At 70.1% G+C, this 22170-nt stretch carries 25 protein-coding genes; 6 read left to right on the top strand and 19 right to left on the bottom strand.

Features of this window, described 5'->3' with window-relative positions:
- Window positions 1-182 precede the first annotated feature (182 nt).
- Window positions 183-1340 (top strand): acyl-CoA dehydrogenase, encoded by a 1158-nt coding sequence (locus ACRAKF_RS23695; protein ID WP_447039380.1) that lies wholly within the window; start codon window positions 183-185, stop codon window positions 1338-1340.
- Window positions 1341-1523: 183 nt separating this feature from the next.
- Here ACRAKF_RS23695 and ACRAKF_RS23690 read toward each other — a convergent pair whose 3' ends face one another.
- The 10 genes from ACRAKF_RS23690 to ACRAKF_RS23645 form a co-directional block, all read right to left on the bottom strand.
- Window positions 1524-1745: a DUF7848 domain-containing protein gene (locus ACRAKF_RS23690; RefSeq protein ID WP_447039378.1), complete on the bottom strand. Its 222-nt coding sequence runs from the start codon at window positions 1743-1745 to the stop codon at window positions 1524-1526.
- 18 nt (window positions 1746-1763) lie between these two features.
- Window positions 1764-2237, bottom strand: a complete 474-nt coding sequence (locus ACRAKF_RS23685; protein WP_447039376.1) for a hypothetical protein — start codon at window positions 2235-2237, stop codon at window positions 1764-1766.
- Between the two features lie 90 nt (window positions 2238-2327).
- On the bottom strand, window positions 2328-2558 hold the full coding sequence (locus tag ACRAKF_RS23680; RefSeq protein ID WP_447039375.1) for a DUF397 domain-containing protein: 231 nt from the start codon (window positions 2556-2558) through the stop codon (window positions 2328-2330).
- A gap of 40 nt (window positions 2559-2598) precedes the next feature.
- Window positions 2599-2910, bottom strand: a complete 312-nt coding sequence (locus ACRAKF_RS23675) for a hypothetical protein (protein ID WP_447039373.1) — start codon at window positions 2908-2910, stop codon at window positions 2599-2601.
- Window positions 2911-2948: 38 nt separating this feature from the next.
- Window positions 2949-3791, bottom strand: a complete 843-nt coding sequence (locus ACRAKF_RS23670) for a helix-turn-helix domain-containing protein (protein WP_447039372.1) — start codon at window positions 3789-3791, stop codon at window positions 2949-2951.
- A complete protein-coding gene (locus ACRAKF_RS23665; RefSeq protein ID WP_447039370.1) occupies window positions 3781-4305 on the bottom strand; it encodes a DUF6879 family protein in 525 nt (174 codons plus the stop codon). The genes ACRAKF_RS23670 and ACRAKF_RS23665 overlap by 11 nt, the downstream gene beginning before the upstream one ends.
- Window positions 4289-4498, bottom strand: coding sequence for a hypothetical protein (locus ACRAKF_RS23660; protein ID WP_447039369.1), 210 nt, complete (start codon window positions 4496-4498; stop codon window positions 4289-4291). The genes ACRAKF_RS23665 and ACRAKF_RS23660 overlap by 17 nt, the downstream gene beginning before the upstream one ends.
- A 229-nt stretch (window positions 4499-4727) precedes the next feature.
- Window positions 4728-5912: a dipeptidase gene (locus ACRAKF_RS23655; protein ID WP_447039367.1), complete on the bottom strand. Its 1185-nt coding sequence runs from the start codon at window positions 5910-5912 to the stop codon at window positions 4728-4730.
- Window positions 5913-5916: 4 nt separating this feature from the next.
- A complete protein-coding gene (gene purE / locus ACRAKF_RS23650) occupies window positions 5917-6513 on the bottom strand; it encodes a 5-(carboxyamino)imidazole ribonucleotide mutase (RefSeq protein WP_447039366.1) in 597 nt (198 codons plus the stop codon).
- On the bottom strand, window positions 6510-7643 hold the full coding sequence (locus tag ACRAKF_RS23645) for a 5-(carboxyamino)imidazole ribonucleotide synthase (RefSeq protein WP_447042136.1): 1134 nt from the start codon (window positions 7641-7643) through the stop codon (window positions 6510-6512). Before ACRAKF_RS23645 ends, purE begins: the two co-directional genes overlap by 4 nt.
- A 178-nt stretch (window positions 7644-7821) precedes the next feature.
- Between ACRAKF_RS23645 and ACRAKF_RS23640 the strand changes: the two genes are divergently transcribed.
- Window positions 7822-8352: a GtrA family protein gene (locus ACRAKF_RS23640; RefSeq protein ID WP_447039365.1), complete on the top strand. Its 531-nt coding sequence runs from the start codon at window positions 7822-7824 to the stop codon at window positions 8350-8352.
- 48 nt (window positions 8353-8400) lie between these two features.
- Here the strand turns inward: ACRAKF_RS23640 and ACRAKF_RS23635 are convergent, their stop codons facing one another.
- Entirely contained in the window at window positions 8401-9669 is a 1269-nt protein-coding gene (locus ACRAKF_RS23635) for an ATP-binding protein (RefSeq protein ID WP_447039364.1), read from the bottom strand.
- Window positions 9670-9796: 127 nt separating this feature from the next.
- Window positions 9797-10474: a response regulator transcription factor gene (locus tag ACRAKF_RS23630; RefSeq protein WP_447039362.1), complete on the bottom strand. Its 678-nt coding sequence runs from the start codon at window positions 10472-10474 to the stop codon at window positions 9797-9799.
- Window positions 10475-10944: 470 nt separating this feature from the next.
- Here ACRAKF_RS23630 and ACRAKF_RS23625 point away from each other — a divergent pair, with 470 nt between their 5' ends.
- Window positions 10945-12441, top strand: a complete 1497-nt coding sequence (locus ACRAKF_RS23625; protein ID WP_447039361.1) for a peptide MFS transporter — start codon at window positions 10945-10947, stop codon at window positions 12439-12441.
- A gap of 201 nt (window positions 12442-12642) precedes the next feature.
- On the top strand, window positions 12643-13491 hold the full coding sequence (locus ACRAKF_RS23620; protein WP_447039360.1) for an alpha/beta hydrolase: 849 nt from the start codon (window positions 12643-12645) through the stop codon (window positions 13489-13491).
- Window positions 13492-13544: 53 nt separating this feature from the next.
- On the opposite strand, the gene ACRAKF_RS23615 is transcribed toward ACRAKF_RS23620, so the two are convergent.
- The 5 genes from ACRAKF_RS23615 to ACRAKF_RS23595 all read right to left on the bottom strand — a co-directional run bounded on the left by ACRAKF_RS23615 (window position 13545) and on the right by ACRAKF_RS23595 (window position 17780).
- Window positions 13545-14600: a hypothetical protein gene (locus ACRAKF_RS23615; RefSeq protein WP_447039358.1), complete on the bottom strand. Its 1056-nt coding sequence runs from the start codon at window positions 14598-14600 to the stop codon at window positions 13545-13547.
- An 86-nt stretch (window positions 14601-14686) separates the two neighbouring features.
- Window positions 14687-15649, bottom strand: coding sequence for a COG1470 family protein (locus ACRAKF_RS23610; protein ID WP_447039356.1), 963 nt, complete (start codon window positions 15647-15649; stop codon window positions 14687-14689).
- A 56-nt stretch (window positions 15650-15705) separates the two neighbouring features.
- A complete protein-coding gene (locus tag ACRAKF_RS23605; protein ID WP_447039355.1) occupies window positions 15706-16473 on the bottom strand; it encodes an LPXTG cell wall anchor domain-containing protein in 768 nt (255 codons plus the stop codon).
- A 197-nt stretch (window positions 16474-16670) separates the two neighbouring features.
- On the bottom strand, window positions 16671-17180 hold the full coding sequence (locus tag ACRAKF_RS23600; RefSeq protein WP_447039354.1) for an ATP-binding protein: 510 nt from the start codon (window positions 17178-17180) through the stop codon (window positions 16671-16673).
- Window positions 17181-17411: 231 nt separating this feature from the next.
- Window positions 17412-17780, bottom strand: coding sequence for an STAS domain-containing protein (locus ACRAKF_RS23595; RefSeq protein ID WP_447039352.1), 369 nt, complete (start codon window positions 17778-17780; stop codon window positions 17412-17414).
- 251 nt (window positions 17781-18031) lie between these two features.
- Here ACRAKF_RS23595 and ACRAKF_RS23590 point away from each other — a divergent pair, with 251 nt between their 5' ends.
- Window positions 18032-18985 carry an RNA polymerase sigma factor SigF gene (locus ACRAKF_RS23590; protein ID WP_447042134.1) on the top strand — a complete coding sequence of 318 codons (954 nt, stop codon included), beginning with the start codon at window positions 18032-18034 and terminating at the stop codon, window positions 18983-18985.
- Window positions 18986-19119: 134 nt separating this feature from the next.
- Here ACRAKF_RS23590 and ACRAKF_RS23585 read toward each other — a convergent pair whose 3' ends face one another.
- Window positions 19120-19959, bottom strand: coding sequence for a helix-turn-helix transcriptional regulator (locus ACRAKF_RS23585; protein ID WP_447039351.1), 840 nt, complete (start codon window positions 19957-19959; stop codon window positions 19120-19122).
- 107 nt (window positions 19960-20066) lie between these two features.
- Here ACRAKF_RS23585 and ACRAKF_RS23580 point away from each other — a divergent pair, with 107 nt between their 5' ends.
- Complete coding sequence (locus tag ACRAKF_RS23580; protein WP_447039350.1) at window positions 20067-20867, top strand: SDR family NAD(P)-dependent oxidoreductase; 801 nt, start codon at window positions 20067-20069, stop codon at window positions 20865-20867.
- Between the two features lie 36 nt (window positions 20868-20903).
- Here the strand turns inward: ACRAKF_RS23580 and hutI are convergent, their stop codons facing one another.
- On the bottom strand, window positions 20904-22106 hold the full coding sequence (hutI, locus tag ACRAKF_RS23575; RefSeq protein WP_447039348.1) for an imidazolonepropionase: 1203 nt from the start codon (window positions 22104-22106) through the stop codon (window positions 20904-20906).
- Window positions 22107-22170 lie beyond the last annotated feature (64 nt).

Raw genomic sequence — 22170 nt, 5'->3', positions numbered from 1 at the left:
TGCGGGCTGCGGTGCGCGACCGAGCATAGTCGGGCGTGCGCCGGGGCCTCACGGGGCATGTTTCCCGGGGCTTCACCGGGCGAGTGCCCGGTTGTCGCCAAGCTCACGTATCCGTTGCGCGGGCTCACCACTAAAATTCGGGTTACTTAACGGTAATTAGCATCCTTGGAGCGTGAGAGACCTTGGCCGGATCGGCTGATTTCGACCTGTACCGCCCGTCCGAGGAGCACGACATGCTCCGCGACGCGATCCGCTCGCTGGCCGATGCGAAGATCGCGCCGTTCGCCGCCGCCGTGGACGAGGAGGCCCGCTTCCCGCAGGAGGCCCTCGACGCGCTGGTCGCCAACGACCTGCACGCGGTGCACGTACCGGAGAGCTACGGCGGCGCGGGCGCCGACGCGCTGGCCACCGTCATCGTGATCGAGGAGGTCGCGCGCGCCTGCGCCAGCTCCTCGCTCATCCCCGCCGTGAACAAGCTCGGCTCGCTGCCGGTCATCCTCTCCGGCTCCGAGGAGCTGAAGAAGAAGTACATGACGCCGCTCGCCAAGGGCGAGGGCATGTTCTCGTACTGCCTCTCCGAGCCCGACGCCGGTTCGGACGCCGCCGGCATGAAGACCAAGGCGGTCCGCGACGGCGACTCGTACGTCCTGAACGGCGTGAAGCGCTGGATCACCAACGCGGGCGTCTCCGAGTACTACACGGTCATGGCCGTCACCGACCCGACCAAGCGCTCGAAGGGCATCTCCGCTTTCGTCGTGGAGAAGGGCGACGAGGGTGTCTCCTTCGGCGCGCCGGAGAGGAAGCTCGGCATCAAGGGCTCCCCCACGCGCGAGGTCTACCTCGACAACGTCCGCATCCCCGCCGACCGCATGATCGGCGACGAGGGCACGGGCTTCGCGACCGCCATGAAGACGCTGGACCACACCCGCATCACGATCGCGGCGCAGGCCCTCGGCATCGCCCAGGGCGCGCTCGACTACGCCAAGGGGTACGTCCAGGAGCGCAAGCAGTTCGGGAAGCCGATCGCGGACTTCCAGGGCATCCAGTTCATGCTGGCCGACATGGCGATGAAGATCGAGGCCGCGCGTCAGCTCACGTACGCCGCCGCGGCCAAGTCCGAGCGCGGCGACAAGGACCTCACCTTCCAGGGCGCGGCCGCCAAGTGCTTCGCCTCCGACGTCGCCATGGAGGTCACGACGGACGCCGTCCAGCTCCTCGGCGGCTACGGCTACACCCGTGACTACCCCGTCGAGCGGATGATGCGCGACGCGAAGATCACCCAGATTTACGAAGGCACGAATCAGGTCCAGCGCATCGTCATGGCAAGGAACCTGCCTTAGCAGGGTTTTTGCAGGTCAGAGGGTGTTCCGAAGGCTTGATGAGGCATCAGGACCCGGAGCCCGCGCCCGAACCGAAGCGCCCGGAACCGCTCGCCGACTCCAACCCCTTCCGAGCACTCCTCTAACCAACCAACGAAAGAGCCCCGGCCAGAAATGGGCCGGGGCTCTTTCGTTGCTTCGGTCCTATTCGGCGCGTTCGACCAAGGCGACCGATGTGCACAGGCGTCGGAACCGGTTGTGCTGGGTCCGGCCGGTGTGGCTCATGCACTCCACATCGACGGTCTCGCCGTCCGAAGCAGGCTTAGCCTCCCAGCCGCACCTCAGGCATTTCGCCTCGAACGTCACCTCCGTGTCCGGCTGCTGAGTGATCCGGTGCTTCGTATACCGCAGGATCGAACGGGGCATCGTGGTGCGCTCCCCTCATCAGGTGTGGACAGCAGTCGGGCAGGCAAGATCCGGTGCGGCACGGTTCGGGGAGCACGTCACCAGAGCTACGGACAGAAATGCAGGCCTCTCCAGGTAGAAGCCGTGGGACACGTCTCCACCCCAGCTCAGCCGATCAGCAGCGGAGTAGACCAGTAGTGCCAGCCGCGTGCTGTCGCGGTCGGACTCGGAGGCAAATCGGGGGGCGTACTCCGCCAGTTGTTGCCCGAGCCATTCCGCCGCCTCCTTCGGCTCCTCCCAGGTGCCGCGTATCAACTTCCTGGGCTTGGTCAGCCAGCGGGCCGTTTCCAGCGGTGGCAGGTCCACGGTCGGGAACTCCGCCTTCACTTCCCTGTACCGCTGGATCAGCTCCGGCCTATCGGCCGGTGGTGGACAGGGGGGTGGAGGCCGTCGCAGTGCCTCGTCGTCGAACCGCTGCTTGGAGCCGGTCCACAGGTAGCCGTGGTGGTGCAACTGTCGTCCCGTTCAGTGCAGGAAGAAGAGGGGCGCCCAACCGGCTCTGCCTCTCGGGGCGAGTCAGGGCCGGGGCGCCAGGGATGACCGTCAGGCAGAAAGGCCGAAGCGGGCCGGGTCGATACCGGCCGCGTTCAGTTCCTCGGTGGTGAAGCGCAACGGCTCCGCACCGGGCCGCTTGCTGTCGCCCAACGCCCACGCGTCGGGGCCGATCTTCGCCAGCGTGGCGCAGGACTCGCCATCGGGATGTGTGTTGCCCCCGCACGCCTTGAGGAACGTGGCGCCGTCGATGGGCAGGCTGTACAGGTCGGTTCCGGGCATGAGTGTGCCTTCCTGTGAGATCAGTGCTGGGGGGGCAGACTCAGAACCGGTACTGATCCGGCTTCGACACATACACGACGCCCGGACCAAGGGCCGTCGCGGTCTCCCGGAAGATCTCGTGCAGCATCGACCGGGAGTTGTCGCGCATCGCGGTGGCCAGATGGTCAGCCAGCAAAGCGGCCTCAGACGGGAGCAGCATCATTTCCGTGTCTGCCACATGCCGACCGTTCTTCGTCAGCCACACGGGGACGCGAATGTTCCCGTCATCATCCTGGTAGGCCTGATGGCTTGGAATTGGGTCCATCCGCCAACCCTGCGGGGCCTTCTGACTGTCGCTCGGTTCGTTCGGCATAGGTACATCCTCGGCCCGTGGGCGAGGGACCTCTAGAGTTATTTGCGTTGTCGGGTAAAGATCCCGGACCACTCGCTCAGGAGTTCTCGACACTCATCTCCGAACACCGCGTACGACTCGTACCTCTCGAAGTTCTCGCGGTACGCGTTCACGTCGCGATGGTCCCGCAGGATCAATGCGCCGGTGCCGGTTTCCACGGTGGCCAGTCGCCGGTCGTATACCGTGAAAGTATTCAGCGGCATCTCCGAAATGTGACCCGCCAAGGGGATGACCCCAAGGCGAACACTAGGAATTCGAGATACCGAAGCCAATCGGTCGAGCTGCATCGCCATGGCGAGAGGTGGCAGTAAGGGCCAGCGAACGGCCTGTTCCGTCAGCAGGAACGTGAACGACTTTGACGAGTCGTAGAGGATGCTCTGGCGTTCCAGCTTCTTCGCAATGGTCTTGGACTGGTCTCCGGGAGTGTCCGCGATGCTGGCACGCACATACTCCGGCGTGGCAAGTAGCCCTGTGACCGCCGAGAGCAGGAAGAACCGGAACTCCGTTGTGACCGTTTCGATCCTGGCTAGCTCACTCTGCTTCTTGTCAAGACCTCGACGCCGTGAAGACCAATGATCCTGCCACTCGGTATTCGCGGTGCGAACCAGATCGAGGATCTGTGAGTCTGCCGGATCATCGGCCCCAAGCGCTTCAAGAATCAGCTCTACGTCAACAATGGCGGGAGTGAGTTTCCCACTCTCCATGTTGCTGACCTTGGTTTGTGACATGTTGCAGCGGCGAGCGAGCCAGGTCTGAGTCTTCCCGGCTCGCTTCCGCAGGCTTCGCAGTGCTTCCGCCAGGTCCGACCTGGACTGACCTAGCCGTTCAGGCTCAAAGCTCAAGACCCTTCACGAACTCCTCGAAGGGCACGGACTCAGCCACCGCGATTCGCTGATACTCGATGAACGCGGACACGTCGCCCTCGAATACGGCGCGGTTGATCTGCTTCCCGTCAGGCTCATAGTTCATGAGCACGACTTCCGCCTGGTCGAACATCCAGAAGTCCTGAACTCCTTCAAGAGGGTTGTTTCTGTCGGTCACATCGAGAATACGGATCTGCTCCCCGGCCAAGAGGTGTGGCCGGTAGTACTGGGAGAACTCGAACCGCAGGTACTCAGACAGAGGTCGAGTGACGATGTGGACGCGTCCTTGAACGCGCCCTTCCCCGGCCTGTCTGCGGAGCCGGTCTGTGTACTCGTTGTGAACCGTTGCGGGGTCGATACGCGCGCCGTCGCGGAACGCCTGAAGCTCCTCGGCTTCCTGCTGCATGAGGTACTGCGGCAGGGTCTCAAGACGCCACGCTTCCCGCTGGAACCCCTCAAAACGTGCGGCCCACTCTTCACCAGCCAAGAGCACGGACAGCCTCCCTCAGAACGCCCTCGGGGATCTCGACAAGCCCTTCCCCCTCCGGGGGCTGGAATACCTTGGACACGTCGCCCTGGACGACGATGGAGCCGGACGCGGTGCGGTAGACGTTCGGGCAGTCGTCCTTGCCGCACGGCCCCCCGTTGCCGTTTCCGGTGAGTCGGGTCAGTTCCTCACGAGCCATGGTGAAGCCCCCTGTCCCCGCCCCTTTGTGGGGCAGCTCCACGACCGTACGGAGGGCGTGCCGTCGCCGTCCATGCGATCACACCAATATGTGCGTTGTCGCATAAAACTGTGGTGCTCGCCCGCCGCCGGAGGCGGCCTTGGGGCGCGGAACCTGCCGTAGCCGCGCCCGGCTGATACGGCGATGGGGTGTCGCCCGGCCGGGCGGCACCCCATCGGTGTGAGGGGCGTCAGGCGTCCAGCTGCTCCAGCGTGGCCACCGACGGGCCCCTGCGGGACTGTTCCGCGCGGGACACGTCCTCGGCCGCGGCCAGGACTCGTACCGTGTTCTGCCACGTCAGCTTCGCCAGGTCGGGCTTCGACCAGTTGCGGTCGAGGAGTTCCGCGATCAGGTTCGGGTAGCCCGCCACGTCGTCGAGGCCGTCCGGCGTGAAGGCCGTGCCGTCGTAGTCGCCGCCGATGCCGATGTGGTCGATGCCGGCGACCTCGCGCATGTGGTCCAGGTGGTCGGCGACCGTGGCCGCCGTGGCGACCGGGCGCGGGTGCGACTCCTCGAAGGCCGCGTGGACCTTCATGGCCTCGGGGGTGGTGTCGAGGTGGTGGAAGCCGTGGGCGCGCATGTTCTCGTCGGCGGCCAGGGTCCAGTCGACCGCCGCCTGGAGGACGAACTTCGGGACGAAGGTCGCCATCGCGACGCCGCCGTTGGCGGGCAGGCGCTCCAGGACGTCGTCCGGGATGTTGCGCGGGTGGTCGCAGACCGCGCGCGAGGACGAGTGCGAGAAGATCACCGGGGCCACCGACGTGTCCAGGGCCGCCCGCATCGTCGTGGCCGCCACATGGGAGAGGTCGACCAGCATGCCCGCGCGGTTCATCTCGCGTACGACCTCGTGGCCGAAGGGCGAGAGGCCGCCGACGCCCGGCTCGTCCGTCGCCGAGTCCGCCCACGCGATGTTGTCGTTGTGCGTGAGCGTCATGTAGCGCACGCCGAGCGTGTGCAGCGCCCTCAGGGTAGCCAGGGAGTTGTTGATGGAGTGGCCGCCCTCGGCGCCCATCAGGGAGGCGATGCGGCCCTCGGAGCGGGCCTTCTCCATGTCCGCGGCGGTCAGCGCGCGTGCCAGGTCGGCGGGGTACCGGGTGAGGAGCTGTTCGACGCAGTCGATCTGCTCCAGCGTGGCGCTCACCGCCGCGTCGCCCGTCAGGTCGGTGCGTACGTACACCGACCAGAACTGCGCGCCGACGCCGCCCGCGCGCAGCCGGGCGATGTCCGTGTGCAGGGCGCCCGTCTGGTCGGTGGCGATGTCGAGGCGGTCGATGTCGTAGCCCGCCTTCTCGCGCAGGGCCCACGGAAGGTCGTTGTGGCCGTCGACCACGGGGAAGTCGGCGAGGAGTGTCCGGGCTTCGTCGAGGGAAGTCATGCGCTCACCTTCCCGGACCGAAGCCGGTACCGGAACCGGAACCAGAACCGGAACCAGAACCGGAGCCGGAGGAACCGGAGCCGAAGCCGAAGCCCGAACCCGCGCCCTCGACCTTGGTCCGCAGCCGCTTGCCCTTCTCCGTGGCCTGGTCGTTCAGCTCCTGCTGGAACTCCCGCATACGGTCCAGGAGTTCGGCGTCGTGCGCGGCGAGCATGCGGGCCGCGAGCAGGCCCGCGTTGCGCGCGCCGCCGACCGAGACGGTCGCCACCGGGACGCCCGCCGGCATTTGCACGATGGACAGGAGGCTGTCCATGCCGTCGAGGTACTTCAGCGGTACGGGCACGCCGATCACGGGCAGCGGGGTCACCGACGCCAGCATGCCGGGCAGGTGGGCGGCGCCGCCCGCGCCCGCGATGATCGCCTTCAGGCCGCGGTCCGCCGCCTGCTCGCCGTACGCGATCATCTCGCGCGGCATGCGGTGCGCGGAGACGACGTCGACCTCGTAGGGGATCTCGAACTCGTCGAGGGCCTTCGCCGCGTTCTCCATGACGGGCCAGTCCGAGTCGGAGCCCATGACGATGCCAATGACAGGGGAGGTCATTCGGTGATCGTTCCTCTGAGGTAGCCGGCTGCGTGACGGGCGCGGTCGAGGACCTCGTCCAGATCGTCGCCGTAGGTGTTGACGTGTCCGACCTTGCGGCCGGGCTTCACGTCCTTGCCGTACATGTGGATCTTGAGCTGCGGGTCGCGGGCCATGCAGTGCAGGTACGCGGCGTACATGTCGGGATAGTCACCGCCGAGCACGTTGGCCATCACGGTCCACTTGGCGCGCGGGCGCGGGTCGCCGAGCGGCAGGTCGAGCACCGCGCGTACGTGGTTGGCGAACTGCGAGGTGATGGCGCCGTCCTGCGTCCAGTGGCCGGAGTTGTGCGGCCGCATCGCCAGTTCGTTGACGAGGATGCGCCCGTCGGGCGTCTCGAAGAGCTCGACCGCGAGGTGGCCGACCACGCCGAGCTCCTTGGCGATGCGCAGCGCCAACTCCTGGGCCTGGCCCGCGAGTTCCTCCGAGAGGCCGGGCGCAGGGGCGATCACCGTGTCGCACACGCCGTCGACCTGCTGGGACTCGACGACGGGGTAGGCGACGGCCTGGCCGTGCGGGGAGCGGACGACGTTCGCCGCCAGCTCGCGCACGAAGTCGACCTTCTCCTCGGCGAGCACCGGGACCCCGGCCCTGAAGGGCTCTTCGGCGTCCTCGGGGGCACGGACGAACCACACCCCCTTCCCGTCATATCCGCCGCGCACCGTCTTGAGGATCACGGGGAAGCCGTCGCCGCCGTCCGTCGCGCCCTCGGCCGCGAAGGCGGCCACGTCGGCCGGGTCCTCCACGATCCGGTGGCGTGGGCACGGCACGCCGATCGCCGTGAGCCGCTCGCGCATCACGCCCTTGTCCTGGGCGTGCACCAACGCGTCGGGCCCCGGGCGGACGGGGATGCCGTCCGCCTCCAGGGCCCTGAGGTGCTCGGTGGGTACATGTTCGTGATCGAAGGTGATCACGTCGCAGCCCCGCGCGAAGTCACGCAGCGTATCCAGGTCGCGGTAGTCGCCGATGACGACTTCACCCACCACCTGGGCCGCGGAATCCTGCGGGGTGTCACTGAGGAGCTTGAATTTCAGGCCGAGGGGGATGCCCGCCTCGTGGGTCATGCGGGCGAGCTGACCGCCGCCGACCATGCCGACTACCGGGAACGTCACACCCCCAGGGTATCGGCCGGTATCGGCCACCTCGCGCGCCGGGATCGGCCGCTGGTTAGCATGGCTTGGTCGACACGACCGAAACACCAATCCGTCGGCGCGTACGAGACCGGCACGAAAACGTGCGGTGCGACCGACGGGGGCTGGGGCGACGACCATGACGGACCGGGGCATACTGCGGGAGCGCGTGGACCGGCTCACGCGCGAGATCGCCAAGTTCGGGGCCGTGGGGGCGGTCGGGACTCTGGTCAATTTCGGCGTCTTCAACCTCGTGCGGCACGTCACCGACCTGCACGTGGTCCGCGCGAGCGTGATCGCCACGGTCGTCGCGATCGTCTTCAACTACGTGGGGTTCCGTTACTTCACGTACAAGGACCGTGACAAGACCGGACGCACCAAGGAACTCACGCTGTTCCTGCTGTTCAGCGGGGTCGGCCTGGTGATCGAGAACGGCGTGCTCTACGCGGCGACGTACTGGTTCGGCTGGGACGGCAGGCTCCAGGCCAACTTCTTCAAGTTCCTCGGGATGGGCATCGCGACCCTCTTCCGCTTCTGGTCGTACCGCACCTGGGTCTTCAAGGCGCTGCCCGCGCGCGAGACGGTCGCGCATGCGGAATCGTTCCTGGAGGAGCGGCAGGTCCTGGAGGAGCGGCAGGACGAGCGGCCCGTGGTGCGCCGCGCGAGCTGAGGCCGCCCGTGGCCGCGTAGCCGAGTGGCCGAGTGGCCGCCGCCGGCCTCACCTGACGGTGTCGGCCGACCCGTCGTTCTTCGACAGCGGCGTACGCGACAGGAAGAGGCCGAAGACCGGCGGTTTCGTCTGGAGCATCTCCAGGCGGCCGCCGTCCGCCTCGGCCAGGTCCCTGGCCACCGCGAGGCCGATGCCCGTCGAGTTGCGGCCGCTGATGGTCCGCTCGAAGATCCGCGCCCCGAGGTCGTGCGGGACGCCAGGACCCTCGTCCGTGACCTCGATGACCGCCTGGTTGCCGGTGACACGGGTGCGCAGGGCGACGGTGCCGCCGCCGTGCATCAGGGAGTTCTCGATCAGTGCCGCGAGGACCTGGGCGACCGCGCCCGGCGTGCCCACGGCCTCCAGGTGCCGCTTGCCGGAGCTGACGATGGCGCGGCCCGAGCTGCGGTAGGCGGGGCGCCACTCCTCCAGCTGCTGCTTGATCACCTCGTCCAGGTCGAAGGCGACGGCGGAGCCGGTACGGGGGTCGCGGCTGTTGGTGAGCAGCCGCTCCACGACGTCGGTGAGCCGCTCGACCTGGGCCAGCGCGATCGTGGCCTCCTCCTTGACCGTGTCCAGCTCGTCGGTGACGGTGATCTCCTCCAGGCGCATGGACAGCGCGGTGAGCGGCGTACGCAGCTGGTGCGAGGCGTCGGCGGCGAGACGCCGCTCGGCGGTCAGCATCCGGCCGATCCGGTCGGCGGAGGAGTCAAGGACATCCGCCACGCGGTCCAGCTCCGGCACGCCGTACCGCTTGTGGCGCGGCCGGGAGTCGCCGGAGCCGAGGCGCTCGGCGGTCTCGGCGAGGTCGGTGAGCGGGGAGGCGAGCCGGTTGGCCTGGCGCACGGCGAGCAGGACCGCCGCGACGATGGCGAGCAGCGCCACGGCGGCGATGATCAGCAGCGTGCGGCCGACCTCGCGGGTGACGGCGGCGCGGGGCTCCTGGACGGAGACCTTCTCGCCCTGCTCGCCGGGGGCGCTGGAGCTGATCACGTCGCCCTTGGGGCGGCTGCCGATCTCGATGGGCTCGCGGCCGGGGATGTCGATGCGGGCGTAGCGCTCGGTGGCGATCTGGTCGCGGAGGATCGCGGCGGTGATGCGCTCATCGCTGATGAGGCGGCTGTCCACGATGCCGACGAGCCGGAGCGCCTCGGAGTCGACGCGCTCCTGGGCGCTGCTGCTGATCGTGCGGGTCTCCACGATGACCAGGCTCACGCCGAAGACCGCGATGACCACGAGGACTACGGCGAGGGTGCTGTTGATCAGTCGACGGCGCATGGTCCCAGTGTCGCGGATCGAAGCCGTGCCAGGGGGGCGGGGAACCACCTGACAGTGCGGGTCGTCCGTGGTTGCTCGCGCAGCTCCCCGCGCCCCTTACGGGGCGCGCCCTGGGGACCCGGCGGTCTCAGCTCTTCTCGAAGCGGAAGCCGACGCCCCGGACCGTGGCGATGTACCGCGGGTTCGCCGCGTCGTCGCCCAGTTTCTTGCGGAGCCAGGAGATGTGCATGTCCAGGGTCTTCGTGGAGGACCACCACGTCGTGTCCCAGACCTCCCGCATCAGCTGGTCCCGCGTGACGACGCGTCCCGCGTCCCGTACGAGGACCCGGAGGAGGTCGAACTCCTTGGCCGTGAGCTGGAGTTCGTCGTCGCCCATCCAGGCGCGGTGCGACTCGACGTCGATGCGCACGCCGTGCGTGGCGGGCGCCTCCTTCGGCTCGCTGGAGCCGCGCCGGAGCAGCGCCCGGACGCGGGCCAGCAGCTCGGCGAGGCGGAAGGGCTTGGTCACGTAGTCGTCGGCGCCCGCGTCCAGACCGACGACGGTGTCCACCTCGTCGGCGCGCGCGGTCAGGATGAGGACCGGCACCGTGAGCCCGTCGGCGCGCAGGCGGCGGGCGACCTCAAGGCCGTCCATGCCGGGCAGCCCCAGGTCGAGTACGACCAGGTCGACACTCCCCTGGAGCCCGGCGTCGAGGGCGGTCGGGCCGTCCTCGCGCACTTCGACCTCGTAACCCTCCCGGCGCAGGGCACGGGCCAGCGGCTCCGAGATGGACGCGTCGTCCTCGGCGAGCAGTACACGGGTCATGGGGTGATGGTAGTCCGCGGCGGACAACGGTCGTGCGGTGATCGCACAGTGGAGAACGGACCCTGTGGCCATGGGGCGCGATTCCAGGAATTACCTTTGATTGTGCGCCGACGGTTGCGCTAAAACCTGTGATCCATCTCTCAAGTCCTTCCATATGCACCCCTGGCGTGTCGTATGGTGATCCAACGCCTGATGCACTACTCAAGGACCCTTTGGCCCACTGTGCGGCCTTGGGTCCTTTTGTGTGCGGGCCGGCTCCGCCGGCCTCCAAAGGAATGACCTGTGGTCGGGCCCTGCGCGTGACGAAGCGCCAGGGTGTGGATCCCGGAGTCTGCCCATCCCCTCCCCCGCCATACGGGGGTGAACCCTCCCCCGGGCGTGGGGACGGGGTGTGCGGAACCGGTGCCGACCGCCCCCCACCGGGCGCGCTCACGCTCCGTCGCGCGTCCCGAACCCACGAGGATCGACCCATGGCGTCCAGCCTGACGAAGGACTCCGCCAGCACCCCTGGCTCCGAGAAGACCTTCTTCGGCCACCCCCGCGGACTGGCCACACTCTTCATGACCGAGATGTGGGAGCGTTACAGCTTCTACGGCATGAAGGCACTGCTCCCGCTTTACCTGATCGCGCCCGGCGGCATGGACATGAGTGCCACCACCGCGACGGCGATCTACTCCGTCTACATGTCGATGGTCTACCTGCTCGCCATGCCCGGCGGCTGGATGGCGGACCGCTTCTGGGGTCCCCGCAAGACGGTCGTCATCGGTGCCTCCGTCGTCATCCTCGGCCACATCACGCTCGCGCTGCCGAGCTCGGTCTCCTTCTTCGCCGGCCTCGCGCTGGTCGCGCTCGGCTCCGGCCTGCTGAAGGCGAACATCTCCGTGATGGTCGGCCACCTCTACAAGGGCCCGCAGGACCCGCGCCGTGACGGTGGCTTCACGCTCTTCTACATCGGCATCAACCTCGGCGCCTTCCTCGCCCCGCTGACCATCGGCACCGTCGGCGAGAGCGTGAACTGGCACTTCGGCTTCGCGCTCGCCGCGATCGGCATGGCGCTCGGCCTCGCCCAGTTCCTGCTCGGCTCGCGCCACCTGAGCGAGCAGTCCAGCGTGGTCTCCCAGCCCGCCACGGCCGAGCAGCGCCGCTCCGCCCTGCGGACCGGCCTGATCTGGCTGATCGTCGCCGCCGCGCTCTACACGCTGATGGGCGCCACCGGGAACTTCGCCGACTGGGCGCTGATGCCGCTGATCATCGCCGGTCTGGTCATCCCCGTCGCCGTCCTCGCCCGCATGAAGCGCGACAAGGACCTCTCGACGCTGGAGCAGTCGAAGCTGTCGGGCTACATATGGTTCTTCGTGGTCGCCGCCGTCTTCTGGATGATCTACGACCAGAACGGCTCGACCCTGTCGATCTTCGGCAAGGGCTCGACGACGAACAACCTGCTCGGGTTCGACTTCCCGACCTCCTGGTACCAGTCGCTGAACCCGATCTTCATCATGGCGCTCGCCCCCGTGGTCGCCTCGGCGTGGCTGTGGCTGAACAAGCGGGGCAAGGAGCCGAGCACGGCCGTCAAGTTCGCCTCCAGCCTGACGCTGATCGGCATCTCCTTCGCCGTCTTCCTCATCCCGCTGATCGACACCGCCAGCAACGGCGGCAGGGTCAGCCCGATGTGGCTGGTCGCGATCTACTTCATACAGACCGTCGGTGAGCTCTGCCTCTCCCCGGTCGGCCTGTCGCTCACCACGAAGATGGCCCCGGAGAAGTACAGCGCCCAGATGATGGGTGTCTGGTTCCTCGCGGTCACGGCGGGCGACTCGGTGACGGGTCTGCTGACGTCCCCGCAGCTCAACGTGGACCTCAACAACAGCGGTGCGGTCGCGGTCGAGGCGATCATCGCGGTCATCGCGGGCTTCGGCATCTGGACGTCCCGCAAGAAGGTCAAGGAACTGATGGGCTCGGTCAACTGACCCAGCCTCCCGAGGCCCCAGGGGCCCGGACATGACGGAGAGGGCCGCCGCACCCCGGGGTGCGGCGGCCCTCTCCGTCATCATCGTCCGTGCCGCCGGAAGGTCCATTCGCACGAACGTCAGCCCGGTCGCTCACCCACGGCGGTGACGCGGGGGCGTTTCCGTGCCGGCGGCCGCCGTCCGCGGTGGAACATCTGGCCCATGCGCCGCACCCTGTCCGCCGTCGCCCTCTGCGGGGCCCTGCTGTCCCCCGGCATCACCGCCGAGGCGGCCTCCGGGCCCGCCCCCGCACCGCCGTCCGGGCGCGTCTTCTCGTACGGTCCGCACGCCCGCCAGCAGATCACCGTGTACGGGGGCAGGCCGGAGCGGCGGCCCGCCCTGGTGATCCTGCACGGCGGCTCGTGGGCGCGGGACACCGACTGGAGCGGCCGGGCGCGGTGGTTCGCCGCCCGCGGCTTCAACGTCTACGACACCGACTACCGGCTGACGTCCGACGCGGTCTGGCCGGCGCAGCGCCAGGACGTTCTCGCCGCCCTGCGGTGGGTGCGCGGCAGGGAGAGCGGCGAGCGGCCCCTCGTGCTCGGTTCGTCGGCGGGCGGTCACCTGGCCGTGCAGGCGGCCACGTACAAGGCGGGCGCCTCGCGGGTCCGCGCGGTCGCCGCGCTCTCCCCCGTGGCGTCCCCGTACCGCGCGTGGGTGGACGGCGGCGCCTCGGGGGCGCCCGCGGACCGCCGGGCGCTGCGCGGGGCCGCTCAGCGCCTCGCGGGCTGCCGCCCGGACCGCGCGGCCCGCCGCTGCTGGGCCCGCTGGACGGACCTCACGGCGGCGTCCCACGCCTCGGGCCGCGACGACGCCCCCATGCTCCTGCTCCACTCGGCCCGGGACTTCGTGCCACGGTCGCACTCCGCCGCCCTGGCAGCGGCCGAGCGCCGGGCGGGCCTGCGGGACACCCTGACGAAGACGGTCCCGGGCGGGGCCCACGGGGGCTATCTGCTGAAGTCCCCCGGGGTGGCCAAGAACGTCCTCCAGTGGCTACGGGGCCGGGCCTAGCGGCCCGCCTTGCCCAGCCTGCCTTGCTCAGCCGCTTTGCCTAGCCGCTTTGCCTAGCCGCCTGCCGGGTTCGTCGTCTCCTGCGGGTCGTGGGGGCTTGTCGCGCAGTTCCCCGCGCCCCTTACCGGGGGCTGTGGCTCGGCGTCGGGTGTGAACCAAGGGAGCACTCCCGCTGCCTTTCGGGCATCCGAGCCGCCCCCAACCGTTCCCCCCGGGGCGGGCCTGTGTCGTCCCGTACGGGAAGACCCGCGCCGCTTCGGGCGGAGTCGGTCGACGAGCACCATGCCGAGGCGGAAGACGGCCGCCGGCACGACCACGCACAGCAGCAGCCAGAAGACGGTGACGCCCCAGGGCCGCCCCACGCCCCACGGCTGCTCGGCGAGGACCTTCCCGCCGAACCGCAGCGAGACCAGGTAGTCGCCGTGCGCGCCCTCCGTGAGCTCCACCGGCAGTTTGATCTGCGCCTTATTGCCCGGCGCCAGGGTGCCGCGCCACTGCTGTTCCTCCCACTGCGGGGCGAACACGCCGTGCGAGGTGCCGATCCGGAAGACGGGGTTCTTGACGGGCGCCGAGCCGACGTTGCCGACCGTGAAGACCAGTTTGCGCTGCGGCGGGGCCCCGAACCAGGTCAGCAGCCCGCTGGAGCCTTCGAGGCGGGTGTCGGCGAGGACCGAGAGCCTGCCGCCGGTGGCCCCCTTCGGCAGCGGCTCCACGGGGTGGCCCGCGACCTTGAACGCGGCGTCGGCCTGCGCCGCCCCGCCCGTCACCGTGGCGACGTGGACCACGCAGGGGCAGGGCTCGGGCGGCTCGGCCACCGGGAGCCTCTTGCTGAACGCGCCGTCCCTGTCGGTGGTGACGGCGAGGCCTTCCGAGTTGGCGCAGGAGTTGGTGCCGCCGACGACGCCCCTGCCGGGCTCCGACCGCCCGCAGACGAGCATCATCAGCAGGGCCTCGGGCCGCCACCCCGCCCCCTTGACGGTGACCGAACCGCCCTTGCCCGCCTCCCGGTCGGAGAGCCGCACGGTCGGCTTCTCCGCCGCCGAGGCGTCGGAACCCGGCAGCAGCACGCAGCCGAGGCCGAGCAGCGCGAGGACCAAGAGGACCGTCAACGCTCTGCCGGACGTGACGGGCCTGCCACCTGGCCCGTTTCGATTGCCGTTCCGATTCCCGGTCCGCTTCCCGCCCCGCTTCCCGTTCACGGTCCCTCTCCCCTCCCCGCGCCCGCCGGCTCTCGCCGGCCCTCTGCCTCTGCCTCCGCCACCGGTTCCGCCGCCTCGATGCCGCGCCGGTGTCCCCGTACGAGATGGACCGCCCCGGCGGCCACGGCGAGCAGCCCGGCGGCCCCGCCCCCGAGCGCGCCCCACGGCACGAAGCGGGCCGACGCCGTGGCGGTGTCGCGGGCGCCGCCCGAAGCCGTGGCCGTCAGCCGTACGTCCGCCGCGTCGAAGGCGGGCGTGTCGGCCCAGGGCTCGGTCAGGGTGACGCGGCGGCCGGGCAGGAGCTCGACCGGCAGCGCGCGGGCGGGGCGGTCGACGAGCGTGCCGAAGACGCCCTCCGCGTGCACCGCGAGCTTCGGGGCGAGGACGGTGTTACCGCGGTTGACCAGGTCGTACGTGATGCGGCCCGCGTCCTTGTCGACCTCGACGCGCTCGACGGTGAGCGCCGGGAGCGTCGGGCCGCCGACCCGCAGATGCAGCCGTATGCCGACCGTCCGGCCGCCGCCGCTCACGACGATCGCCCCGGGGTGGTCGCCGGGCACCGCGCCCGCGGGGACCGTCACGGTGAACGGCACCTCGGCGCGGGTCCGCGGCGGTACCTTCACCCGCCGCTCGGCGAAGGTGAGCCAGGCGCCGGTGTCCTTGGGCGCGCCCCGCAGCGACACCGTGCGGGGCCGCGGCCCCGGATTGGTGACGGTCACGGTGTCCTGGAGGACGGTGCCGGGGGCACCCTCCGCGTAGACGTAGGGCCGCCCGTCCTCGGCCTGGCGGGTGCCGCCTCCGGCGGACGGCGCGGCGGACCAGGCAGCGGAACCGCCGCCGTCCGCGGACGCGGGGGCCGCACCCGCCGCGAGGAGTGCGACGGCGCACAGCGCGGCCCGCGCGAGGGACGGCGTGGACGGCTTCGGCGTCGTCGGCGGCTTCGGCGGCATCGGCGGCATCGGCGGCTCCTGGTCTGCTCGCGAGGTGCGAGGTCCCTTGCGGCGGTGCGCCGGGGCTACCGCGAGCGCGCCGCCTGGTTCCTGCGGGTCAGCCAGAGCACGCCGGCCGCGCCCGCGAGCAGCACGGTGCCGCCGAGGGTGCCGAGCGCGATGGCGGAGTCGGCGGGTCCGGTCTGCGGGAGCTCTCCGCCGCCGGAGGGGGCGCTCTCGGAGCCGCCCGAGGCATCGGTACCGGCGGAGGCTTCGGTGCCGCCGGTCGTCCCGTCCGAGCCGGTGTCGGCGCCCGGCTCCGAGCCGCCCGAGCCGGAGCCGCCCGCGCCCTTGACGGTGAGTTCGAGGGACGGCTTCGGGTTGTTGGACGGCGTACACGTCGTGGTCGTGCCGAGCGCCTTGATGGTGAGGACCCCGGCGGTGAAGGTGACCTTGCCGCTCTTCTTCGGCGTGTACGTACCCGACAGATCAGTGATCTTGATCGGGGTGTTGGCGGGGATCGCCTCGGGGTTCGTCGACCCGGACACCGCCACCGTGCCGCTCTCGGCGCCGCCCAGCTTGATCACGGCACTCGGCTTCATCGCGCCCTTGCCGAGCTCCACGGGGCTGGAGGAGACGCCCTTCTGGAAGGACATCGTGAGCTTGTGGCCGCTGCCGCTCTTGACGCTCTTGATGTCGATCGGCGACACGGCGCTCTTGTCGCCGATCGGCGTCTTGCACTGGTAGTCGACGTCCTGGACGGTCGCCTGCGCGGCGGGGGCGGCCATCAGCACCGCTGAGCCGCCGGCCAGGGCGGTGGCAAGCGCGAGCGCGGCCGATTTCTTGTACGACACCTCGAATACCCCTCATGCCGGTCGTCGTGGCGTGCCGCGGTGCGGAGTAACGCTGAATTACTGACGGCACATCAGATTGGGCGCTCAAGGTACGCCCGGGGCCTTGTCGAGGGAAGACAAAGGACGCGCCGGATCCATGGGATCCGACGCGCGTACGAACCGTGGGTAACAGCCCCCGCCCTTCCGCGGGCGGAGACTCAGGCGGGGGCGCCCATCTCCGCCCAGACCTTCTTGCCCGAGGCTCCGGGCGTACGGACGACGCCCCAGTCGAGACAGAGCCGCTGGACGATGAACATGCCGTGTCCGCCGGGCCGCCCGGCGCGGTGCGGGGTGCGCGGGGCGGGCTGCCCCGTGCCGCGGTCGGAGACCTCGATGCGCAGCACCTTGCCGTCGGTGGCGAGCCAGAGCTCGTCGGGGCCCTCGGCGTGCAGGCAGGCGTTGGTGACCAGCTCGGAGACGACGAGGAGGACATCCTCGGCGGCCGCCCGCCGCTCGGCGCTCGCCGCGGGCAGCCAGCCCCAGGCGTGCAGCGCCTCACGGGTGTAGTCACGGGCCAGCGGGACGATGCCGCTCGCCCCGTTCAGGCTCAATCTGCGGACCTGGCGAGCGCCTGGCTCCCCGGAGGCGCGGTCCGCGGGAGCGTCCGCGACGGTGGCCTCGGACTCCGGGCCACGGTCGCCCGGCGAGTAAGGCCGGGTGGTGCTCATCAGCGCTTCACCTCACCGACAAGAGGACTGAGGACTCTGGCCACGCAGAGGACTCTGGACGAGTAGGGACATCGGCTGCTTGCCGTTCTCACAGATGACGGATTCAGGTCTCTCCTGCCCGGCCGGACCGTGAGAACACCCACTTATTCCGGTCGGCACGTGTGACACCGATAACGCGTTGATCACACGAGGACAACTGACGCGTAACTTTCGCGTGGGACCGGCATGGGGTCAGTCCGCCAGGGCCGCGGCGAGCGACTCGTGGACCGTGAAGACGGCCTCCGCGCCAGTGATCTCGAAGACCCGCGCCACCACCGGCAGCATCCCCGCCAGGTGGATTCCGCCCCCCGCGGCCTCGGCCTTGAGCCGCGCCCCGAGCAGTACGTTGAGCCCGGTGGAGTCGCAGAACTCAAGCCGCGAGCAGTCCACCACGACCTTGCTGACCCCGTTGTCCAGGCAGCTTTCCAGCGGTTCACGGAGAACATCGGCGGTGTGGTGATCCAGCTCACCCGCCGGAGTCACGACGGCACTCGCACCCGTCTTCCGCACTTCGACCAGAAGCCGGCCCATGTGCGCACTGCCGACCGTGCCGCGGTCCATCCGAAACTCTCTTCCGACCCGTCGTGCCTGTTGAATGACGTCCCCGAACATTACGCCCTCACCGCGCTCCGGGGTACCCGAACATCCTCCAGAATTCGGACATTTGCCCTCAGACCGCACTTGCGACCGGAGTGTGGAAGCGGGTAGGGGTAGAAGAGACATCAATCGACACGGACGGCTTTGGAGGCGCCGCACACCGCAGTGCACGTATTGGCATCGGCAGCCATATGCCGAGAACGATGGAGGACACCATGTCACCCCGGCTCGACGAATCGCCTACTGACCAAGCGACGTCGACACCCCTGCCGCACCGCTCCACCACCGCGATCCCGGGCCCCGCCCCTGAGTCTGCCCCGATTCAGGCCCCTGAGTCCGCCCAGGCTCAGGACGCCCTCGAAGGTCTTCACGACCTTCCCGAGATCCCGCCGTACGACGAAGTGGCGCCGCTGGACGCAAGGGCCCTGTCCAAAACCCTCTTCGAGCGGCTCGAAACGCTTGAGGAAGGGACGCACGAATACGCGTACGTCCGCAACACCCTGGTCGAACTCAACCTCGCCCTGGTGAAGTTCGCCGCCTCCCGGTTCCGCTCCCGCAGCGAGCCGATGGAGGACATCATCCAGGTCGGCACGATCGGCCTCATCAAGGCCATCGACCGCTTCGAGCTCAGCCGCGGCGTGGAGTTCCCCACGTTCGCGATGCCGACGATCGTCGGTGAGATCAAGCGCTTCTTCCGCGACACGAGCTGGTCGGTACGTGTCCCGCGCCGGCTCCAGGAACTCCGGCTCGACCTCGCCAAGGCGGGCGACGAACTCTCCCAGCAGCTCGACCGCGCCCCCACGGTGGCAGAGCTGGCCACGCGCCTCGGCATCACCAACGACGAGGTCATCGAAGGCATGGCCGCGTCCAACGCCTACACGGCCAGCTCCCTGGACGCCCAGCCCGAGGAGGACGACTCCGAGGGCGCGCTCGCGGACCGCATCGGCTACGAGGACCACGGCCTGGAGGGCATCGAGTTCATCGAGTCGCTGAAGCCCCTGATCGCCGAACTGCCGCCGCGCGACCGGAAGATCCTCTCTCTCCGCTTCGTCGCGAACATGACGCAGTCGGAGATCGGTGAGGAGCTCGGCATCTCGCAGATGCACGTCTCGCGCCTGCTGTCGCGCACTCTCGTCAAGCTCCGCAAGGGGCTGACGGTCGAGGAGTGACCGCCACCGCCGCGCCCCGCGTGAACGGCCCTGTGGGGCCCGTCCCTTGAAGGAGGCGGGCCCCACTGCTGTGTTCCCCCACGAACGGCCACCCGGCCGCGTAGCTGCTCGCGGTGCAGGCCCCGAGCCGCCGCTCAGCCCGGTACGTCCATGCGTTGCGTGCCCAGGACCGACAGGAGCCGCATGGCCTCCTCGGAGGGGGAGCCCGGGGTGGCCGTGTAGAGGAAGACGCGCTGGTCGCGGTCCGTGATGTCCAGGACGTCGCAGTTCACCGCCACCGGGCCCACCTGCGGGTGGTCGAAGGTGCGGCAGAGGATGGGGCAGGCGGCCACCTCGTGGGCAGCCCAGAGGCGGGCGAACTCCTCGCTGCCGGTCAAGAGGTCGTCCACCAGCGTCGTCACCTCCGGGGCAGCCGGGTAGCGGGCCGCCACCGCGCGCAAATGCTGGACCGCGCTGCGGGCGAAAGCGGCGGCGTCCGACGCCCCGTACAACGGGGAGCCGCCCAGGAAGTGGCGGCGGACGAGGTTCCGGTCGCGGCGGGGCAGCGCGGAGAAGTCCTCCAGGAGCGCGGCGGCCAGCGGGTTCCAGGCGATGACCTCGTACGTCGCCGACACCACGACCGCCGCCGCGTCCGGCAGCCGGTTCAGCAAAACGGCAATGCTCGGGCGGACCTCGCGTGACGGGCCCGGCGGGGGGCCCGGCGGCGTACCGGCCAGATGGTGCAGGTGGTCGCGCTCGGCGTCCGACAGGCGCAGGGCGCGGGCCAGTTGGGCGAGGACCTCGCGGGAGGGGTGCGGGGCACGGGCCTGTTCGAGGCGCGTGTAGTACTCCGTCGAGATGAACGCCGACTGCGCCACCTCCTCGCGTCGCAGACCCGGCGTGCGGCGGCGCGGCCCCACGGGCAGCCCCACGTCCGTGGGCCGTATGCGCTCGCGTCTGCTGCGGAGGAAGTCGGCCAGTTGTCGTCGGTTCACCGCTCCAGTCTGCGCGGAGGCCGAGGGTCGTATCCAGGTACTGGCGGTGCCTGGATGCCCCGGCCGTCCGAGCGCAGGCTCACGGTATGAACCAAGAAGCCCACGGTATGAACAACGAGAACGAGACTGCCGCATCACACAGAACCGCTGCGGGGCTGCTCGGCGGCAAGGTCGCCTTCATCGCCGGGGCCAGCCGCGGGATCGGCGCGGCGGCGGCACGGCTGTTCGCCGCCGAGGGCGCGCGGGTGCTGCTCGCGGCCCGGACGGAGGAGCGGCTGGAGGCCGTGACCGAGGAGATCCGGGCGGCGGGCGGCACGGCGGAGTACGCCGTGTGCGATCTGGCCGACGGCGACAGTGTCCGGGCCGCCGTCGGCCGGGCCGTGGAGCACTACGGGCGGCTCGACGTGGCCTTCAACAACGGCGCGACGGGCCAGACACCCGGCCCCATGGACCAGCTCTCGGAGGCCGACTTCGACCACGTCTGCGCCGTCGACTTCAAGGGGCCGTGGCTGGCCATGACCGCCGAGGTCGCCGCCATCCGCGCCACGGCGGAGCGCGGCGCCATCGTCAACACCTCCAGCGTCGGCAGCATGCTCGCCAACCCCGCGCTGCCCGTGTACGGGGCGGCGAAGCGCGCGGTCAACAGCCTCACCGCGTCGGCCGCCGTCACGTACGGCCCGGAGAACATCCGCGTCAACGCCGTGGCGCCCGGCACCACGCTCACCGAGATGCTGAGGGAGTGGGACGACGAGTCGCCCGGGACCATCGACCAGCTCAACTCCCAGACGCCGCTGGGGCGCGCCGCCGACCCGCTGGAGATCGCGCAGGCCGCCGCCTGGCTCCTGAGCGACCGCGCCTCGTACGTCACCGGCACGGTGCTCCGGGTCGACGGCGGGCTGTGGGCCTGAACCCCGGAGCCGCCGAGACCCGGACCTCCCGTCAGTTCACACGTTCACGCGTGCGCCCCGGCGCCAGACCTCATCGATCAGCGGGACGCCCGGGCGGTACGCCAGGTGGACGTGGCTCGGCGCGTCCAGGAAGGCCAGGTCGGCGCGGGCGCCCTCGCGCAGGGTGCCGATGTCCGTGCGGCGCAGGGCCGCCGCGCCGCCCGCCGTGGCCGACCAGATCGCCTCGTCCGGGGTCATGCCCATGTCCCGTACGGCGAGCGCGACGCAGAACGGGACCGAGGACGTGAACGACGAGCCCGGGTTGCAGTCCGTGGACAGCGCCACCGTGGCGCCCGCGTCCAGGAGCCGGCGGGCGTCCGGCCACTGGGCCCGCGTGGAGAACTCCGCGCCGGGGAGCAGCGTCGCCACCGTGTCGCCCTGCGCCAGGGCGTCCACGTCCGCGTCCGTGAGGTGCGTGCAGTGGTCGGCGCTCGCCGCGTCCAGTTCCACGGCCAATTGGACGCCGGGGCCGTACGACAGTTGGTTGGCGTGGATGCGGGGGTGCAGGCCCTTGGCCTTGCCCGCCGTCAGGATCGCGCGGGCCTGGTCGCCGTCGAAGGCGCCCTTCTCGCAGAAGACGTCGATCCAGCGGGCGTGGGGGGCGCAGGCGTCCAGCATCTCGCCGGTGACCAGCTCCACGTACGCGGCCGGGTCGTCGGCGTAGTCGGGCGAGACGATGTGGGCGCCCAGGAACGTGACCTCGTCCGTGTGCCGCGCGGCGATGCGGAGGGCTCGGGCCTCGTCCTCCGTCGTGAGGCCGTAGCCGGACTTCGTCTCGAACGTCGTGGTGCCCTGGCGGAGCGCCTCGGCGAGGTAGTGCTCGACGTTCGCCTCAAGCTCGGCGTCCGTCGCCGCGCGGGTCGCCGCGACCGTGGTGCGGATGCCGCCGGCGGAGTAGGCGCGGCCCGACATCCGGGCGTTGAACTCCTGGGTGCGGTCGCCCGCGAAGACCAGGTGGCTGTGGCTGTCCACGAAGCCGGGGATGACCGCGCGGCCCCTGGCGTCGTGCCGTTCGTCGGCCGCCGGGGCCTCGGCGGCCGGGCCCACCCAGGCGATCCGCTCGCCGTCCAGGACGACGGCCGCGTCCGTCACCAGGCCCAGGGGGCTTCCGTCGCCCTGTGCGGGGTCGTTGGTGACGAGGCTGGAGATGTTCGTGATGAGGGTGGTGGGGGTGGTTGTGGGGGTGGTGGGGGTCGTCATGGCTGCTCCTGGCCCAGTCCTCAATCGCCGGACGGGCTGTCTCGGGTAGGGGCGGGATCGAGGT

The organism is Streptomyces sp. DSM 118878 (assembly GCF_052936595.1).
The sequence above is the reverse complement of the archived record's forward strand: the minus strand, read 5'-3'. Positions and strand labels throughout refer to the sequence as shown.

Bases quoted from the DNA above. Each gene is read 5' to 3' on its own strand.
- hutI (WP_447039348.1), bottom strand. From the start codon at position 22,106: ATGACGACCCCCACCACCCCCACAACCACCCCCACCACCCTCATCACG.
- ACRAKF_RS23620 (WP_447039360.1), top strand. From the start codon at position 12,643: ATGCGCCGCACCCTGTCCGCCGTCGCCCTCTGCGGGGCCCTGCTGTCC.
- ACRAKF_RS23655 (WP_447039367.1), bottom strand. From the start codon at position 5,912: ATGACTTCCCTCGACGAAGCCCGGACACTCCTCGCCGACTTCCCCGTG.
- ACRAKF_RS23610 (WP_447039356.1), bottom strand. From the start codon at position 15,649: ATGCCGCCGATGCCGCCGAAGCCGCCGACGACGCCGAAGCCGTCCACG.
- ACRAKF_RS23660 (WP_447039369.1), bottom strand. From the start codon at position 4,498: ATGGCTCGTGAGGAACTGACCCGACTCACCGGAAACGGCAACGGGGGG.
- ACRAKF_RS23580 (WP_447039350.1), top strand. From the start codon at position 20,067: ATGAACAACGAGAACGAGACTGCCGCATCACACAGAACCGCTGCGGGG.
- ACRAKF_RS23595 (WP_447039352.1), bottom strand. From the start codon at position 17,780: ATGGACCGCGGCACGGTCGGCAGTGCGCACATGGGCCGGCTTCTGGTC.
- ACRAKF_RS23690 (WP_447039378.1), bottom strand. From the start codon at position 1,745: ATGCCCCGTTCGATCCTGCGGTATACGAAGCACCGGATCACTCAGCAG.
- ACRAKF_RS23635 (WP_447039364.1), bottom strand. From the start codon at position 9,669: ATGCGCCGTCGACTGATCAACAGCACCCTCGCCGTAGTCCTCGTGGTC.
- ACRAKF_RS23680 (WP_447039375.1), bottom strand. From the start codon at position 2,558: ATGCCCGGAACCGACCTGTACAGCCTGCCCATCGACGGCGCCACGTTC.
- ACRAKF_RS23590 (WP_447042134.1), top strand. From the start codon at position 18,032: ATGTCACCCCGGCTCGACGAATCGCCTACTGACCAAGCGACGTCGACA.
- ACRAKF_RS23600 (WP_447039354.1), bottom strand. From the start codon at position 17,180: ATGAGCACCACCCGGCCTTACTCGCCGGGCGACCGTGGCCCGGAGTCC.
- ACRAKF_RS23640 (WP_447039365.1), top strand. From the start codon at position 7,822: ATGACGGACCGGGGCATACTGCGGGAGCGCGTGGACCGGCTCACGCGC.
- purE (WP_447039366.1), bottom strand. From the start codon at position 6,513: ATGACCTCCCCTGTCATTGGCATCGTCATGGGCTCCGACTCGGACTGG.
- ACRAKF_RS23630 (WP_447039362.1), bottom strand. From the start codon at position 10,474: ATGACCCGTGTACTGCTCGCCGAGGACGACGCGTCCATCTCGGAGCCG.
- ACRAKF_RS23675 (WP_447039373.1), bottom strand. From the start codon at position 2,910: ATGCCGAACGAACCGAGCGACAGTCAGAAGGCCCCGCAGGGTTGGCGG.
- ACRAKF_RS23625 (WP_447039361.1), top strand. From the start codon at position 10,945: ATGGCGTCCAGCCTGACGAAGGACTCCGCCAGCACCCCTGGCTCCGAG.
- ACRAKF_RS23645 (WP_447042136.1), bottom strand. From the start codon at position 7,643: ATGGTCGGCGGCGGTCAGCTCGCCCGCATGACCCACGAGGCGGGCATC.